Genomic DNA, 17,260 nt, shown 5'->3' with positions numbered 1-17,260 from the left:
TATGAATCTTAGAACATTTATAGAACGCCCGGTTCTTTCGGCAGTCATCTCCATTACGATTGTCATTCTGGGTATTATCGGCTTGTTTACGCTCCCTGTGGAGCAATATCCGGATATTGCACCGCCTACTATTATGGTGAGTACCACCTATTACGGGGCAAGTGCCGAAACTCTCCAGAAGAGTGTAATTGCTCCGTTGGAAGAGGCTATAAACGGTGTGGAAGACATGACTTACATGACCTCTACCGCCAGCAATGCAGGTACGGTGACCATTACCGTTTACTTCAAGCAGGGTATAGATCCGGATATGGCAGCGGTAAATGTACAGAACCGCGTTTCTAAAGCTACGGGACAGCTTCCTGCCGAAGTAACCCAAGTAGGCGTAACCACCAGCAAGCGGCAGACCAGCATCCTGCAGATGTTCTCCCTGCATAGCCCTGATGATTCTTATGACGAGAACTTTCTTGCCAACTATATCAGTATCAATCTGAAACCGCAGATTCTCCGTATCTCCGGTGTGGGTGATATGATGATTATGGGAGGTGATTACAGTATGCGCATCTGGATGAAACCCGATGTCATGGCGCAGTACAAGCTGATACCTTCGGATGTGACGGCAGTACTGGCGGAACAGAATATCGAGTCGGCCACGGGTTCGTTCGGTGAGAATTCCGATGAAACTTACCAATACACGATGAAATATACGGGACGTCTCATCACTCCCGAAGAGTTTGGCGACATCGTAATCCGCTCTACGGAAGACGGTGAGGTACTTAAACTGAAAGATATTGCCGATGTGGAATTGGGTAAAGACAGCTATGCCTATAAAGGTACTATGGACGGTCACGCAGGCATTTCCTGTATGATATTCCAAACGGCAGGTTCCAATGCGACAGAGGTAAACCGGCAGATTGACGAATTGTTGGAAGAAGCGCGCAAGGACTTGCCGAAAGGAGTGGAACTTACCCAGATGATGTCCAGCAACGACTTTCTGTTCGCATCCATTCACGAGGTGGTGAAAACGTTGATTGAGGCTATTCTTTTGGTTATTCTGGTAGTATATGTTTTCTTGCAGGACATCCGTTCCACGTTGATTCCGTTGGCGGGTATCATCGTTTCGCTGATTGGTACATTCGCGTTCATGTCCATAGCCGGTTTCAGTATCAATCTTATTACGCTTTTTGCGTTGGTATTGGTCATCGGTACGGTGGTGGACGATGCCATCGTTGTGGTGGAGGCGGTGCAGGCACGCTTCGACGTGGGGTATAAGTCTTCTTATATGGCAAGTATCGATGCAATGAAAGGCATCTCGAATGCCGTTATCACATCCTCGCTGGTATTCATGGCTGTATTTATTCCGGTGTCGTTCATGGGGGGCACGTCCGGTACGTTCTATACGCAGTTCGGGCTGACAATGGCGGTGGCGGTAGGTATTTCGGCGGTGAATGCCCTTACCTTGAGTCCGGCTCTTTGCGCTTTGTTGCTGAAGCCTTATATCAATGAAGACGGTACACAGAAGCAAAACTTTGCTGCCCGCTTCCGTAAAGCGTTCAATGCTGCATTCGATGTTCTTGTGGAGAAATATAAGAAGATTGTGTTGCTGTTCATCAAACGCCGTTGGCTGTCGTGGTCGTTGCTGGCATGTTCCGTCGTCTTGCTGGTGTTCCTGATGAATACCACCAAGACGGGTCTGGTTCCCGATGAAGACCAGGGAGTGCTGTTTGTCAATGTAAGTACCGCACCGGGTAGTTCCCTGAAAACCACAAACGACATAATGGACCGTATAGAGCGACGTTTGGAAGGCATTCCGCAGAAACTGCACTTGCAGAAAGTGGCGGGCTACGGTCTGTTGTCCGGGCAGGGTAATTCCTTCGGTATGATTATCCTCAAACTGAAGCCGTGGGATGAACGTACGGACGACGAAGATCAGGTACAGGCTGTTATCAACCAGATTTATGCCCGTACGGCAGACATCAAGGATGCAACCGTTTTTGCCATTGCTCCGGGTATGATTCCGGGTTACGGTATGGGTAATGCTCTCGACCTGAACATACAAGACAAACAGGGAGGCGATATCAATACCTTCTTCCGGACCACCCAACAATATTTGGGTGTGCTGAACCAACGTCCCGAAATCTCCATGGCATACTCTACGTTCGACGTACGCTATCCGCAGTGGACGGTACAGGTGGACGCTTCCAAATGCAAGCGTGCGGGCATTACGCCCGATCAGGTGCTGGCCACGCTTTCCGGTTATTATGGCGGGCAGTATGTATCCAACTTCAACCGTTTCTCCAAGGTGTATAAGGTAATGATACAGGCCGATCCGAAATTCCGTATGGACGAGGCGTCGCTCGACAATGCTTTTGTGCGTATGTCCAATGGTGAGATGGCGCCTTTGAGCCAGTTCGTTTCACTGACACGTTCATATGGTGCGGAGTCGTTGAGCCGTTTCAATATGTTCAACTCCATTGCGGTGAATGCCATGCCTGCCGAGGGATACAGTACGGGTGACGCTATTCGTGCCGTACAGGAGACTGCGGCAACAGCACTTCCCAAAGGCTATGGCTACGACTTTGGCGGAATCACCCGTGAGGAAAGCCGGCAGAGTGGAACTACGGTTGTCATCTTCGGTATCTGTATTTTGATGATTTACCTCATTCTGAGTGCGCTTTACGAGAGCTTTATCGTACCGTTTGCCGTAATCTTCGCCGTTCCGGTGGGTTTGATGGGTAGCTTCCTGTTCGCCAAGCTGATGGGATTGGAGAATAACATCTACCTGCAGACGGGCCTGATTATGTTGATTGGTTTGCTTGCCAAGACCGCTATCTTACTGACGGAGTATGCTGCCGAGCGTCGTAGGGCGGGTATGGGGCTTATAGCTTCGGCTGTCAGTGCTGCCAAAGCCCGTTTGCGTCCTATCCTCATGACCGCGCTCACCATGATATTCGGTTTGCTGCCGTTGATGGTGGCTACCGGTGTGGGTGCCAACGGTAACCGTTCGCTCGGTACGGGGGCTGTAGGCGGTATGGTGATTGGTACGCTGGCATTGCTCTTTATTGTTCCCGCCTTGTTTGTTACCTTCCAATGGTTGCAAGAGCGTCTTCGTCCGGCACAATCCATGCAGACGCGAGACTGGCAGATTGAGGAAGAGATGGTTATAAGCAAACAGGAGATAGAGGATGCGCATAAATGATAATATTAAGATAATGACAATGAAGATAAAACTCATAACTTTATCCGCTTTCTGCCTGTTACTGAGCAGTTGCGGTATCTACACCAAATATGAACGTCCTTCCGATATTGATACCGACGGACTGTACGGACAGGACTTGAACGAGGAAGCCGTTGCCGTTGATACAGCCTCTATCGCATCCTTGTCATGGCGTGAGTTGTTTACCGATTCACATTTGCAGGCACTCATCGAACACGCTTTGCAGGGCAATACCGATTTGCTTTCCGCCCAACAGCGTATCAAGGAAGCCGAGGCCGCCCTTTCTTCGGCAAAGTTGGCTTATCTGCCCTCATTTATGCTTACTCCTCAGGGGGGTGTCAGCAGCTTCGACAAGTCAAAAGGTTCATGGACCTATACCGGTATCGCTTCCGCCGGTTGGGAAATCGACATCTTCGGTAAGCTGACAAATGCCAAACGCCGTTCCAAAGCTCTCTATCTTCAGAGCCTGGAGTACGAACAGGCTGTCAGTACTTCCCTGATAGCCAATGTCGCCAATCTTTATTATACCTTGCTGATGCTCGATGAGCAATACCGCATTTCCGAGGAAACCGCTGTCAACTGGCGCGAAAGCGTACGTACCATGCGTGCCATGATGGCTGCCGGTATGACGAATGAAGCATCCGTCTCCCAGTCCGAAGCCAACTGCCGTCAGGTTGAGGCTTCCTTGCTGGACTTGAAGCAGCAGATTAAAGAAGTGGAGAACAGTCTTTCCATTCTTCTCGGAGAAGTGCCGGGTGGGATAGAGCGTGGTCGCCTTGCCGGGCAGACCTTTCCCGAAGAACTGACAGTAGGAGTGCCTTTGCAACTCCTTTCCCGCCGTCCGGACGTAAAGAGTGCGGAGCTTTCTTTGGTGTCTGCCTTTTACAGCACCAATGCGGCACGTTCTGCATTCTATCCGTCCATTACGTTGAACGGTACGGCAGGCTGGACAAACTCAGCCGGGAATATGATTATCAATCCCGGCAAACTGTTGCTTTCCGCTGTGGGCTCATTGACACAACCTTTGTTTAATAAAGGTTTGAACATAGCACAACTGAAGATAGCCAAGGCGCAGCAGGAAGAGGCGAAGCTCGCCTTTCAGCAAGCCTTGCTCAATGCGGGCAGTGAGGTGAACAATGCTCTGACCCAAGTACAGACCGCACGCGGCAAGACGGAGCTACGTGCCGGACAGATTGCTTCTTTGGAAAATGCCGTTCGCAGTACACAACTCTTGATGCAGCATGGCACTTCCACTTATCTGGAAGTTCTCACCGCACAGCAGTCTTTGCTGTCTGCGCAACTGGCGCAAGTGGCAGATTGCTTTGATGAAATACAAGGGATTATTAATTTATATCAGGCACTTGGCGGTGGAAGAGATTAATCAATAGTAATTTTACATACTCTCTCTCGTTTTTATTCTCTTGTCCCTCCACTTTCCGGTCTCTCCGGGAGTGGAGGGCTTTTTTGCGGGACGGAACGGACACATTCGCCGGGGCAGAATGACTGCCAACGAAGCATAAAGATTAAAAGAGAAAAGGAGGATAGTAGCCATTATTGGTGCGATATACTTCAAGCGCCAAGACAAAAAAACCGGAGCATGAAGCCCCGGCTTTTTCATTATCAACTCTGATAGCCACAACGTGAAGTGCCACTTCGGGATGTTCAATTTGCCGGACTTCCATCGAATTTGTACCAGTTAATAGAACCGCAAGATACACTTCCTGACGACGATGCGCTACCTACTCCAACTTGTTGATTGTAATTACCCTTCAGATTTTGTAGAAATTGTTCTTTGCTTTGACTTTCTTTCAGATAGATATTAATGTTTCCACAACGGAGTCCGCCGTTGTCTGTTCCTCCTGTTCCTATCACAGCCGGCCTGATATCACCGCGTGGAACAGCCGTAAGTATAAGACTTGAGTTCTTAATCGTAATATCTCCAACGACTCCTGCACCCGGCCATCCGCAACTCGTACCTATAACCGCTGCACCTGCTCCACCTGTAGCTTCGATGGTTACATCTTCGATTTTTAATTCCGTACCTGTAGCACTAATGTTCGAATTACCTATGGCAGGATTATTGGTGTCGGGATTTTTAATAATCAACTTTCCTCCTTCTGTGCCTTTGACAATTACTCTACCTCCGCATTTTGTTACTATCCCTTTGCTAACGGTTACAGTTCCCTTGATGATAAATGTGGCATTGATTGTAGTTGCGCTACTGGCCTCGGTCAAGAAGATACTTTCCAATGTCGTATTCTCAAGGGTAACTGTAGCGTTGATGGTAGGTCCCCAATCACCACTCAAAGATTGTATTATAAATTCCTTGTTGGAATTATCTCCGGTAATACGATAATTTCCATCGTTTGTTATAATCACATCACCTTCTGAAAAGTCTATCGGTTTCTTTTCCACATTTATCGTTATCTGATGCCATTTTCCCACCACGGGAGTGACTCCGCTATTATTAAGCAGACATTCCACATCTCCTATCTTGACTTTCGTTATCGTGTAGCCCGGCACTACGTTCGCTTCCCAACAATAAGTCACTCCATTGTCGTAGGTTGTTTTCTTCATAGGAATATATTCGGGAGTTCCACTGCCTGTTATTTTTGTGGTGGCATCGTTGGGAGTGAACTTGCAAGCAGGATAAGTGTACACTTTTACCTCTTTCACCTCCTCTTTTCCCGAGCCTTCCAATACTACTCGTATCTTGGCGAGTTGGTGGCTGAATGGCAATTCTATCGGGGTTTGTGTTTGGTAATCCACAGTATTGGCCGTTTCTGCATAAAGCGCATAGGCAAGGCCAGCGCCATTCACTCCTTGATTCTTTAAACTTATATCGTTCGTTATATCATTGGGATACCAGCCTTTCACTTTCTGTGCGGTTTTGTTTTTCCAATACAATGCTGTTTTCGTAGTCAGCCCGGTGACATTTCCGCTTGCATCCACATCCACGCTGTATGTGCCTGTACTTGTATTATCATCACCTGTTTGTACGGTTATGAGGTCTCCGTTTGTCCACACACTGTTGTTACCATTGGTTGTATTTTCCGACACACGTGTTTGCGGAGCATCCGCTCCCCACGGCTCTGCACTGCTTCCCGCCGTCAGGCTCACGTCGGTTATTTGCAAGGGATATTTTCCTTCGGGCAAGTCTTGCACCGTACCGTCCGTCAGTTCATCGCTTGTGCAGGCAGCGAGCAACAATGCTGCAACCGAGGTATAAGCAAGTTGTTTTATGTTTATTGTCTTCATATCTTAATCTGTTTGAATGGTTATTTTAGATTTCTACTGTTCCTCCGCCGCTGTTGCCTTTTGTCCACGTCATGTCGTTTGTAGTTACGCTTGCTTTAACTTCCTTGCCGTCTATCGTCAGATTGTAGGTGTACTGCGTGCCGCCTGCCCATTTCCCGGATTGGTCGGGGACAGTTGGAGTATATTTAAAAGGCGAATATCCCTTCATATTTATGGTGATAGTCGTATTACTTACCGCTTGCGGAATGACCAATGCCTTATAGCTGGCAAGGGCGGTTTCTTCTACGCCATCGAATGACACGGTGTTTGGCTGCGTAAGTTTGTAAAAATTGATTTCCAATGGACTTACACCAGCCTTAGCCGACAAACCGCAATTTTTCGTGAGAGTTGTAGTGAAATCTCCATCCGTAACAGCATTTATCGTTACGGATTTTATATTCTCGTCATCATGATTTACCACGCCCTGATTGCGGATGTTTACCACCACTTTGGCAGTCTGATGATAAAAGGTGAGTGGCTTTGTGCCTTTAAAGTCAATGTCGGTTTGTGGGGCATAGAGGAAGTCGCTCTTCTGATAGCCGTCGGGATTTTGGTTTGTTTGTACACTCCACTTCGTTGGCAAAGTGCCATTGTCGTATCCTGTACCGAGATACCACGCCGAAACCTTGATGTCACCTGTACTTTGCCAGTAGAATGGAATGACACCTTCCGCAGCATTCAGCTTGGTTCTTTTGCCATAACTAGCGGTAACATAATTTTTTACTTCATCCCCTATCTTTACCGCCACAGCTTCGTTGCTGTCCCAGAGGTCGTCTGCCGTGGTGCGTGTTGTCGCCGTAGTTCCCAGTCCGGTGGCGGTTAGGGTCACGGGGTACTGTCCTTCGGGCAGGCGGTCGCCGTCTGATACATCGTTTTCATTGCTGCACGAGGCAAGAAGGAATGTTCCTGCCAGCAGGCAATAGATAAATAATCGTTCTATCTTCATAATCCAATTTTTTATTTCCTTCTTTTGTGCCACTGGCAGCGGCGTAGCTGATTCAGAAATTCTCAATGACTATTACATCTCGGCGAAACCATTATTACCCTGTACCGTCTTCCAGCCAAAAATCTCGGCATCTCCAATCGTTAATCCTGTCTTGTTGATGGTTACGGTGTATTTGAGGTTGTAGCCTGCCTTGAACTTGTTATCCGTAGTTGCGGGTAAAGCCAGTGTTGCTTTATAGGTCTGCCCGGCAAAGGTAATTTCAATATCGAACGTATTATTCGTCGTTCCTTGTGGGAAAATGATAACTGATTCAGCGGTATACGGATTCTCCTGTATACCGGAAAGCGAGAATACCAAATCTTTTATTTCTGGAGCAGTGGTGTTCGCTTCTGCCACACCGGTTTCTGTATCGAATGTTCCCGCCATATTCAAACTCTTGATGGTGTATTGTGTCAGTTGGCTCAAATTATCAATACCGGTTCCGGCTTTGAATTCAAACGTCAACTGGCTCATGCAATGCTGGAAGCTGGTGCCTGCCTCATCGCCGCTTGTTTTGAAATTAACGGCTGGGGCATTCTTGCTTGCCGTCGCTCCACGAGCAAACATATAGTCAATTTTCGGTTGCTCTGCCGCTGTTTGGTCTGTGGCTGTTATTGTCTTGCTGATAGTTTCACCTGTTTCATTGAACGGATAATAAGCATTAAAGGTTACTTCTTGCAGGTCTTGGAAATAAATAGGAGAAGAGGATGTAAAGCCATTCTTGCTGTCATACGTGTATTTTACATTGGTTCCGGTTGTTAATCCGGTACTTGTCACAGATATGCCGATTTCATCATCAGCAGCCCATGTTGTGCCGGATGCTCGGGTTCCTACAATGTTGTAGATTTCGGCATTGACCTGTGCCGCCACCAGTCCGTCGTTCACTACCTCCGTATCATTGCTGCACGCTGCAAAGACTGTTGCCGCAGCTGCCATCACTAAAAACTTTATTGCTTTCATCTTGATATAATATTTTTGTTATCTGTCAGTTGGCATTAAACTCGCCTCCGTTTGCGTTTTTCCATGCAGAAATCTCGCATCCGGTCACGGTCGCTTCTTTTTTGTTGAGCACAATGCTCAGGTTATACTGCCTTCCGGTCACGAGTTCGTTCTTCGGGTCGGCGTCCTGGGCATCGCGGTTAGCTGTGGTGAAGTCCAATTGTGTAGAAAGCGTCTGCCCCAGCACCGCTTCGAATGTCATGCCGGAGGCAGTATCAAAATTTTGGGGGAACAGTATCAGTGAGTAGGTCACGGTTTGCTTCACTTCGTCCGTTGCGGACGGTGCGTTGTAGTCCTTCCCGGTATCATCGTTATTGGCAAACGGCTTGTATTCAGCCGGGGTTTCGGCTTTGGCGGCGGCTGTTCCGGTGGTGACGTTGAAAGAGCCTTTATACAAGTAGTTGCTCAACATCAGTTTCGCAGTCTTCACCTCTTCGTAGCTCACTCCCGTTCCGGGCTTGATGGTCAGAACCAGTCTTGCCATCTTGTGGGCAAAGCTGAAAGCCACGTTCTTTGAAGCCTTGCTGCCTGTGCCCTGCGCCCGGAGGAAGTCGAAGCTTTTCTGTGCAGACTGTTCGCGAGTGTCGGCAGGGATAGTGACCACGTCAGCCGCCAAGTCGGTCTGCGGATAGTAGGCGGTGAAGGTCACGGCATCCGTAGTCCGATAATAAATCGTCGTGCCGCCCGGCACGATGGTAAAGTTGCCGTCGCCATTCGTTGTCTCGTAGGCCACGTTGGTGTACGTTACATCGCCCGACGTGCCGGAGATTCCTATCTTGTCACCGTTCTCCCAAGTCCGGTCATAGGCACGGGTGGGCTGTTGTCCGGCAATATCCGCTGTGAAGCTCACCGGGATGTTCTCACCGGAATTTCCGGTGGCTTCCTCTTCGCTGTTGCAGGCGGTCAGTGCCAGTAGCAGTGCCGCGGGAAGAATGAAATACTTTTTCATCTTATTGTTTTTTATAGGTTTAATCATCTGTTGTATGAGTTTTCTGTATCGCTGTTTGTCTGTCATTCAGCTTCTATCTCTCCATAGTCCACCTTGTTCCAATCGCTGATGGTGGCGCTCACTTCCGCTGCGTTGTCTTCCACATCGGGCAGCGTCAGCGTGGCATCCAGCGCCAGCGGTTCCATCTTGCCGCTGCCGAAGTTCTTCAGAGCTTGGGTCAGGTCGGTGACAACGTTTTGCACCGTGCCGTCTGTCAGGGTCACTGCAAGGGTCAGCTCTTGTTTTTCGCCCGTCATCACGCCCGGCAGGCGCAGGGAGGCGGTGAGTATCGGGTCTCCCGCGGCACGGGTTTCTCCGCCGCCCGTTCCCATAGTGAATATGGGAACAACCGTTTTCCCTTCCGCAGCCGTCAGGCTTCCGGTAGCCAAATCCACCGAGGAGGCGATGCCCGTCAGTGTGGCGGCGGTTTCAGTAATAAGTTGTTCGTCACCGGGCTTCAGTTTCAATGTCAACGCCAGTGTACGGATGCGCTGCATCATGGGTACAGTTACCTTCAGCGTATCGTCCTTCTGTATTTCTAACTCTTTGGACGCGGAGAACAGGAATCCCGGCATGGGGTTCAGCGTGCCGTCTTCCAGCGTGTTCACCGTGGCGGTGGTTCCGCTGACAGTAACACCTTCCGCCTGATGATAAGCTAACAGGCTCTGTGTTTCCGGCAGGAGCAGCGACTTGAATGCGGTTGCTTCACTGCCTTCTGCAGAGGAACTGCGCGCCACCGTCTGCTCCTCACTCCCGATGCGCAGAATATAGTCGGCAGGCAGCACAGCATCCGAGGAGCATCCCGTCCAGTCCGTAGTTACCTGCACCGCTCCCTTATCAGGATGCGGGGTGTTGTAAAGCTCGTCCTTCACGCAAGAAGCGAGTAGCACACCCGCCGCAGCCCACATTATATAAAACCGTTTATACATTCTCATAATTCTTCATTCTTCATTCTTCATTTAAAAGGGCTTCCACACCAGCATGACGCCAAGCCTGTTGACGCCCCAATAGTTCTTCACTTCGCTGCCGCGGCGGATGCGGACGCCGTCTGTCACCGTATATTTGTCGTAATCGGCACGGGTATAGCCGAGGGCGGCATGGAAATCCAGCGACAGGGCGCGGTTCAGTGTCAGCCGGTAGCCGCCTGTGATGCCGCCACCCCGGTAGTCGCCCTGCTTGCCCGTATCGCTCAGCTTGTAGTTGAACTCGCCGAGGTGGTACATGGCGCCGAGGTAGCCGCGCTGCTTCTTGCCGAGATAGTAACGGAGTTCGGGGGAGACTCTCCAAAGGGCGTAGCGTCGGTTGCGGTTGTCACGGCTCCACGATGTCCACGAACCGCCCGCAAGGATTCCGAGACGGGAGCGGGGGATGCGGTATTCGATGCCGAGGTCGGGGGTGAGCGTTGCCCAGCGAAGGAGGTTGAAGTGGAGTGAGAGAGAAGAAGAGATGCTTGAGGGTTGCCCGGCACGGCGGATGGAGTCGGCTTGCAGCCGTTCGCGTTCGGCAAGGCGGCGGTTCATTTCGGCTTCGGCACGGTCGGCAGCACGGCGCTGTTGTTCCCTGCGGTCGTGCTCGCGGGCGGCAGCGGCTTGGCGTTCGTGCTCTTGTTGGCGTTCATGCTCCAGTTGCCGTTCCGCTTTCAGGCGCACTTCTGCCACTTCATGGTAGTAGGAGCGCACTTTGGCAGCTGCCGCAGGACCGGCAATGCTTTCCACCTTTTCTGCGGAGGCGGGAAGGGTCACTACTACTACATCGCGCAGCTGTTCTTTGCCGTAGGCTTCAGGGATGCGGCGGTCGGTAACGAACATCTGTTCGGTGACGCCGTAGTGAAGAATCAGTTCGGACTTTACGCGATTGTTGCGCAGGTAGGCCATACGGTCGGCGGTGATGCCCGGTGCGGATGATGCGGCGTAGCTGCTGACGCAGATGTAGAGCTGTCCGGCACGCAACTGGCTGTAATGCTGTTTTATACGTGTGCGTATTCTTTCCAGTTCGGGCGCATTCTCTTTATAGGGAACAAAGAACATATCTTTTCCACTCACGAAATGGAGTACGCTGGTGGTATCTGCTCCCTTTTGCGCATATATGCCTAAGGAGGATAGCAGTAATAACGTGATAATAAGTGTCTTGTCTTTCATTCGACAGAGCGGTTTTGGGGTTGGGGTGTTTTTTAAACGTTCGTTTAATAAACACCCTTTTTTGCTTAGTCCGAAACGACGCTTTTGTTAAGCCGGCAACCGGGTAGTTTGCCAGTTTTTATAAATGTCACATGACTGGTTATCAGCCTTATAGTTTTTATTTTTTCTGCCGACTGCTTTTTTAAACCGAATAGTTTGCTGTCTAATTTTTTTAACCTTATATTTGTGTTTATTAAACGAACGTTTAAAAAACACTTTTCCCCTCTTATAATGTACGTATGCGCAGGCGCGTATATTTCTCTTTTTTTTAAGAAAAATCCCTGTACATATATATTATACTGCGATATATACCGCGAAAACGCGCGGCGATTTTTATTCGGAAAAAATAGAATTTCTAACTATATTCCTCCGTTTTTTACTTGTGTGAAGAGAAATAACAACTACCTTTGCCCGGCTTTTAAAATTAAACATTTTTTATTGTTAAATGTAATTAGAAAAAAGCATGAAACAAACTATTTTAAAAAAGTCACGGTGATAGAGGAGGAACGGTATTCCGTCACCCTGAACGATGAGTGTATCAACGCGGAGAAGTTCTCCGCAAGTGTCAAATTATCAGCGGTTGAACAGGCGGAGGTGAAGCACGAACGGCATGAGATATTGCAAGCGGCGGCGCGCATCATTCTTATCCGTAAGAAAAGCGGTATGAAAGCCGATGTAAAGTCATGGGTGGCATTGCTGATGACCCTGTTCCGTTTTCTCAACAGCCGTGACGCCTGTCGCGAGATGACTCCTGAGAGTCTTGAGACCGAACTCCACAACCTTATAAAGGAATTGGAGGAGTGCCGGGCGGACGATTCTTCCGGAAGGCATCGCATTTGAAATTAGCGCAACGGCTCCTTTGTCCTAAAGGGGCCGTTTGCATATTCCACCGCTTCTCCCCACCTTTGTATGGTGGCAGGAGAGAACTCTTCCCCCCCCACACAATAAACTTCAAAACTCACAGTAACAAAAGACAATGAAAGATCTTTGTATCACCCTTTATAAAGGGTTCTCCGCCGTTTCAGGCGAAACGGGGCTTCTTCCGGTCATGGAAGACATTCGTAACGGCAAGTATGCCGACATCGTACACCGCATCACCGACTTTGCCCTGCGCGGCATGAAGAAGGAAGCCGAACTACTGAAGAAGTCCCTTCCATACCTCTCGCTCACCGCCAACTACGCCCGCCGGAGACTTCCCCACAGCATCATCCGCTACAACCACGCCGTCACCATAGACATCGACGGGCTGGCGGACGACCGGATTCCCGACCTCCGCCGCCGTGTGGAGTCCGACCCCGATGTGCTTGCGTGCTTCCTCAGCCCCAAGCAGCACGGCCTCAAGATATTCGTCTTCCTGCGCACCGCCTTCGCCTGCAAGCTGCGCGAGGTGACCTTCTCTGCCGCTGAAGTCAGCTACGACAGTCTCGAAAAGTACCATGCACAGATGTATGATGCCGCCCGCCGCCACATCGAGCAGCTCACAGGCGTGCAGGTAGATACCAGCGGCAGCGACCTGAGCCGGGGTTTCTTCATCTCCTCCGACCCCTGCGCATACCTCAACCGTACCCTCTTGGAGGAGATTCCCGACTATCCCGCCCGCATCCTCCCCGCAGACAAGCCCGCCGGTAAGTCCGCGGACACCTCCCGTAAGTCTCCCCGCCCGGCAGCCGGCAAGCCGGACGTGCCGCCCGCAACCGTAGAGCCCTGGGAACAGATGGAATACCGCAAGGCGCTCAGCACCACCAAGCGCACCGACCGCTTCACCGAAGGCAACCGCGACAACTTCCTCTACATCCTCGGCAACCGCTGCTACCGCAAGGGCATCAGCGAGGCATCTGCCTGCACGCTGATTCTGCGTGACTTCGGGCGGGAGGACATGGACGTGCTCGCCCCCGTGCGCAACGCCTACACCTACATCAGCAAGACCGAAGCCGCCCAAAAGGTGAAAGAGGAGAAGAGGCCCCTCATCAACCGCGTCATGGAGTTTCTGGAACAGCATTACGGCATCCGCCGCAACGTCATCCTCGACCGTCTGGAGTTTCTGCCGCTCGGTGCTTCCGGCACATCCGATACCTCCGGCACGTCCGGCAGCGAGGCGTGCAAAGGCATCTACCGCCCTATGCGCGGCAAGGACTACAACTCTATCTTCGTAGACCTCCAGATGTCCGGCATCGTCTGCTTTCAGAATTTCCTGAAGTCCGTCATCGACTCCGACTATGCCGCCGACTTCAACCCCTTCCTCGACTACCTGGCACGCCTTCCCGCCTGGGACGGTACGGACTACATCGGTGCCCTTGCCGCCACCGTCCGCACGGACGACCAAGAACTGTGGACAGAGGGCTTCCGCCGCTGGCTCGTGGGCATGGTAGCGTGTGCCCTCAACGAGGAAGACATGAACCAGCTTGTCCTCATCCTTTACAGCGAACAGGGCAAGGGCAAAAGCTCATGGATACGCCGCCTGTTGCCCCCTCAGTGGAAAGAGTACTTCTACAACGGCATGATAGACCCCGGCAACAAGGACCATGCGCAGCTGCTTTCCACTCGTCTCATCATCAATATGGAGGAATTCGAGGGAGTGAAGCCCGGCGAACTTGCCGAACTCAAGCGCATCATCACGCAGGAGAACGTGACGCAGCGCAAGGTGTGGGACGCGCAGGCGTTCACCTTCGTCCGCCATGCCTCGTTCATCGGCAGCACCAACAACCGCCAGTGCCTGCAGGACATCGGCGGCAACCGCCGTTTCCTCCCCGTGACGGTGAAGGAGGTGGACTACCGCACGCCCGTGAACCATGCGGGTGTCTACTCTCAGGTGCTTGCGCTGCTGAAGGAGAAGTATCGCTACTGGTTCGAGGGACACGAGATAGAGCTCCTGAACCTCCACAACGAGCTGCACCGCATGAAGGACCCCGTAGAGGAGAACCTCTTCGTCTACTTCCGCAAGGCGCTTCCCGAAGATTTGTGCGTGAAGTGGATGCCTGCCGCAGCCATACTGTCCAAGATAGCCGTCTACGGCAAGGTGCAGGTGAACCGTCAGGCGATGCAGGCTCTGGTGCAATCGCTGGAGAAGTATATGTTCAGAAGCCGTACGAACGCGCAGGGCAGCACCGAATATGAAGTGGTGGACATCCAACAAGCGGACGTGGAGGCGAACTTCAGGAAGTAGGATGTAAGTATATGCGCATAATTAGTTTATACTATCTGTCATTCAGAGCGAAGCGAAGAATCCACTCTCTTGATATATACACAAAAAAGAGATTCTTCGCTTCGCTCTGAATGACAGATACTCTTGATATAAACTAAATTTCAACACTTGCCTATCAAAAAAAGTTTTGCCCGTGTTGCAAATCCCTTCTGATGTACATCATACGGAATTTGCAACACAGGCAAACTATGCGGAGCCTGCAGCACAGGCAGAATCTTGTCCATAAAAAAAGGCTATCTATCCCAGACAGCCAATCTTTTTGTTAACCTTAAATCTAATACTATGAAAAACACACTGCAAAGATACGGACTTCTTTGAAAACTCCAAATTTACGGAGAGAATCGGCGCGTTTTATAACATGGTTTAGTTGAATAATGCTTCTGTTAACATTTAACATAATCAATATGCGTTTTTAACTTGTGTGTGAATACAATCGTTAACAACCTTTACGGCTCTCCGAGCGTCTCCACAATCATCCTCACCTGCCTCCTCGTATAGCGGTGGTCTCCGGGCCCTTCTCCCGCACTGTACATGGCGTTGTACAGTGCGGGGTTTCTCTTTATCCAATAGCGCATCTTGCGCATGGCGGGCACAAGCGGCATATCGGGATTGTACAGGTGTGCCAACTCCGATTTCCGGTAGGAACGGATAATGAACGGCTCTTCAATGCAATGGTTTTCCATCTTCTTTCTTTTGTTTTAAATGGTTGATAATAGCTGTTTTACTCTCTTAACTGTAGCTCAAATATACGGAAAAAACATGGATTACGGAAGTGAAAAGTGTATTATAATCGGTTGAAATTCAATGGAATCAAACTACTGACATCCATATTCCACCGCACCCGTGTACGACAAAACAGGGCTTCCCGGTTCCGTATCTTTGTACTACGGAAAAAGGGAGAGGAGCTGCTTCAAAACTCTGATTGGCAAATCATCCTGTCATTCAGAGGAGCTTGCGACGAAGAATCTCCTCCCTTCTCCCCTTATTTTTTAATTCTAAATTCTCAATTAACATGGCAGTACCATTTAAGAAAGTGGGTTATCGGAAAGACCCCAAAAACAAAGATTCCGAGATAGTTTTTCATCCGCGCCTTGTGACCATGGGCCAGACCATGACACTGGACAGCATTGCGTACGAGATGAAAGAGAAGAGTTCCCTTTCCTACGGCGACATCAAGAGCGTGCTGACGAACTTCGTGGAAGCGATGCGTACGGCGCTGTACAACGGGCACTCGGTGAATATTCAGGATTTCGGCGTGTTCAGCCTTTCCGCCCGCTCTGCGGGTGTGGCGGATGTGAAGGATTGCACGTCCAAGAATATCCGGACGGTGAAGATAAACTTCCGCGCATCGAGTAGCGTAAAGCCGAACCTTACTTCCACACGTGCCGGGGAGAAGATTGAATTCCTCGATGTGCAGGCGGCGATAGACGGTGAAAACTCCGGTGGCGGCGGCAATGGCGGCGGCGACGTGATTCCCGACGAGGGTGACAAGGAAGACCCGCTCGGATAGTAAACATCATCATTGATACTAAAACCAACATCATTATTCATACTAAAACCAATAACATAATGGCAACCAAATCAACCTGGTGGGACAAGTTCCTAAAAATAGTAATCGCAGTGGCATCCGCCGTTCTCGGCGCTTTGGGCGCACACGCTATGCCTGCCTGATACCATGAGATTCATCAACCTCCTTGTTGTCCACTGTTCCGCCACGCGCTGCGACCGCAGCTATACGGAAGATGACCTGACAACAGACCACCTGCGCCGGGGCTTCTCCGGCGCAGGCTACCATTTTTATATCCGCAAGAACGGCGATATAAAGTCCCTGCGCCCGATAGAGCTCCCCGGCGCGCACGCCCGTGGGCATAACGCCCATTCCCTCGGCATCTGCTACGAAGGCGGCATTGACGAACGGGGCCGCCCCTGTGACACCCGCACCCCTTTCCAGAAGCATTCTCTCCGCGTGCTCGTGATGCTGTTGCTTCGCGACTACCCCGGCAGCCGTCTTTGCGGTCATCGCGACCTGAGCCCCGACCTTGACGCGGACGGTGAGATAGAACCCGGGGAGTGGGTAAAGCAGTGCCCCTGTTTCGACGCCTCCTCGATTCTTCGGGAACCTCCTCCTCCCAATCCGGCGAGCCTGTGATGCGCGCGTACGCACGCCCGCATATATTATAATGTGTCCCCTTTCTTCGGTTGCCGTCAGCGTTTGAAAAATATGCTTTACAACACATTTATCAATCAGCGAGTTACGAAAAAGTTTCAATTTTTATTGTAAAAAGAGCCGGATATATTTGGCTCATATCTTTAAATCCCCTACTTTTGCATCCGCTTTCGAGAACGAGAGCGGCGATAGATTGACATTCTGACAGAAACGGAGTAAGAACCCTTACTT

The 17,260-nt window shown here is 50.5% G+C and carries 14 protein-coding genes; 7 read left to right on the top strand and 7 right to left on the bottom strand.

Features of this window, described 5'->3' with window-relative positions; translation table 11 throughout:
* Position 1: 1 nt before the first annotated feature.
* Together KG118_RS16870 and KG118_RS16865 are read left to right on the top strand one after the other, a co-directional pair.
* Complete coding sequence (locus tag KG118_RS16870; protein WP_117710284.1) at positions 2–3,196, top strand: efflux RND transporter permease subunit; 3,195 nt, start codon at positions 2–4, stop codon at positions 3,194–3,196.
* A gap of 19 nt (positions 3,197–3,215) precedes the next feature.
* On the top strand, positions 3,216–4,595 hold the full coding sequence (locus KG118_RS16865) for a TolC family protein (protein WP_117710577.1): 1,380 nt from the start codon (positions 3,216–3,218) through the stop codon (positions 4,593–4,595).
* Positions 4,596–4,876: 281 nt separating this feature from the next.
* On the opposite strand, the gene KG118_RS16860 is transcribed toward KG118_RS16865, so the two are convergent.
* From KG118_RS16860 to KG118_RS16835, 6 genes are all read right to left on the bottom strand, one after another.
* Positions 4,877–6,472: a hypothetical protein gene (locus KG118_RS16860; RefSeq protein WP_117710283.1), complete on the bottom strand. Its 1,596-nt coding sequence runs from the start codon at positions 6,470–6,472 to the stop codon at positions 4,877–4,879.
* A gap of 25 nt (positions 6,473–6,497) precedes the next feature.
* The gene (locus KG118_RS16855; RefSeq protein WP_117710576.1) at positions 6,498–7,457 is read right to left on the bottom strand and encodes a fimbrillin family protein; all 960 of its coding nucleotides are present in this window, start codon (positions 7,455–7,457) and stop codon (positions 6,498–6,500) included.
* Between the two features lie 72 nt (positions 7,458–7,529).
* Positions 7,530–8,456 (bottom strand): fimbrillin family protein, encoded by a 927-nt coding sequence (locus KG118_RS16850; protein WP_117710282.1) that lies wholly within the window; start codon positions 8,454–8,456, stop codon positions 7,530–7,532.
* 25 nt (positions 8,457–8,481) lie between these two features.
* Positions 8,482–9,444, bottom strand: a complete 963-nt coding sequence (locus KG118_RS16845) for a fimbrillin family protein (protein ID WP_117710575.1) — start codon at positions 9,442–9,444, stop codon at positions 8,482–8,484.
* Between the two features lie 62 nt (positions 9,445–9,506).
* Entirely contained in the window at positions 9,507–10,418 is a 912-nt protein-coding gene (locus KG118_RS16840) for a FimB/Mfa2 family fimbrial subunit (RefSeq protein ID WP_117710281.1), read from the bottom strand.
* Between the two features lie 24 nt (positions 10,419–10,442).
* Positions 10,443–11,621: a DUF3575 domain-containing protein gene (locus KG118_RS16835; RefSeq protein WP_213388583.1), complete on the bottom strand. Its 1,179-nt coding sequence runs from the start codon at positions 11,619–11,621 to the stop codon at positions 10,443–10,445.
* Positions 11,622–12,152: 531 nt separating this feature from the next.
* On the opposite strand from KG118_RS16835, the gene KG118_RS16830 reads away from it, so the two are divergent.
* Both KG118_RS16830 and KG118_RS16825 read left to right on the top strand, forming a co-directional pair.
* Complete coding sequence (locus KG118_RS16830; RefSeq protein WP_147331354.1) at positions 12,153–12,500, top strand: hypothetical protein; 348 nt, start codon at positions 12,153–12,155, stop codon at positions 12,498–12,500.
* Between the two features lie 136 nt (positions 12,501–12,636).
* Entirely contained in the window at positions 12,637–14,823 is a 2,187-nt protein-coding gene (locus tag KG118_RS16825; RefSeq protein WP_117710278.1) for a VapE domain-containing protein, read from the top strand.
* A 485-nt stretch (positions 14,824–15,308) separates the two neighbouring features.
* Here the strand turns inward: KG118_RS16825 and KG118_RS16820 are convergent, their stop codons facing one another.
* Positions 15,309–15,545, bottom strand: a complete 237-nt coding sequence (locus tag KG118_RS16820; protein ID WP_118322930.1) for a DUF4248 domain-containing protein — start codon at positions 15,543–15,545, stop codon at positions 15,309–15,311.
* Between the two features lie 329 nt (positions 15,546–15,874).
* Here KG118_RS16820 and KG118_RS16815 point away from each other — a divergent pair, with 329 nt between their 5' ends.
* The 3 genes from KG118_RS16815 to KG118_RS16805 are packed head-to-tail and all read left to right on the top strand — an operon-like array spanning position 15,875 to position 17,011.
* The gene (locus tag KG118_RS16815) at positions 15,875–16,372 is read left to right on the top strand and encodes an HU family DNA-binding protein (protein ID WP_213388581.1); all 498 of its coding nucleotides are present in this window, start codon (positions 15,875–15,877) and stop codon (positions 16,370–16,372) included.
* Positions 16,373–16,431: 59 nt separating this feature from the next.
* Complete coding sequence (locus KG118_RS16810) at positions 16,432–16,533, top strand: smalltalk protein (protein ID WP_158561019.1); 102 nt, start codon at positions 16,432–16,434, stop codon at positions 16,531–16,533.
* 4 nt (positions 16,534–16,537) lie between these two features.
* Positions 16,538–17,011, top strand: coding sequence for an N-acetylmuramoyl-L-alanine amidase (locus KG118_RS16805; RefSeq protein ID WP_213388579.1), 474 nt, complete (start codon positions 16,538–16,540; stop codon positions 17,009–17,011).
* Positions 17,012–17,260 lie beyond the last annotated feature (249 nt).

Source organism: Bacteroides propionicigenes (assembly GCF_018390535.1).
GTDB lineage: Bacteria > Bacteroidota > Bacteroidia > Bacteroidales > Bacteroidaceae > Bacteroides > Bacteroides propionicigenes.
The sequence above is the reverse complement of the archived record's forward strand: the minus strand, read 5'-3'. Positions and strand labels throughout refer to the sequence as shown.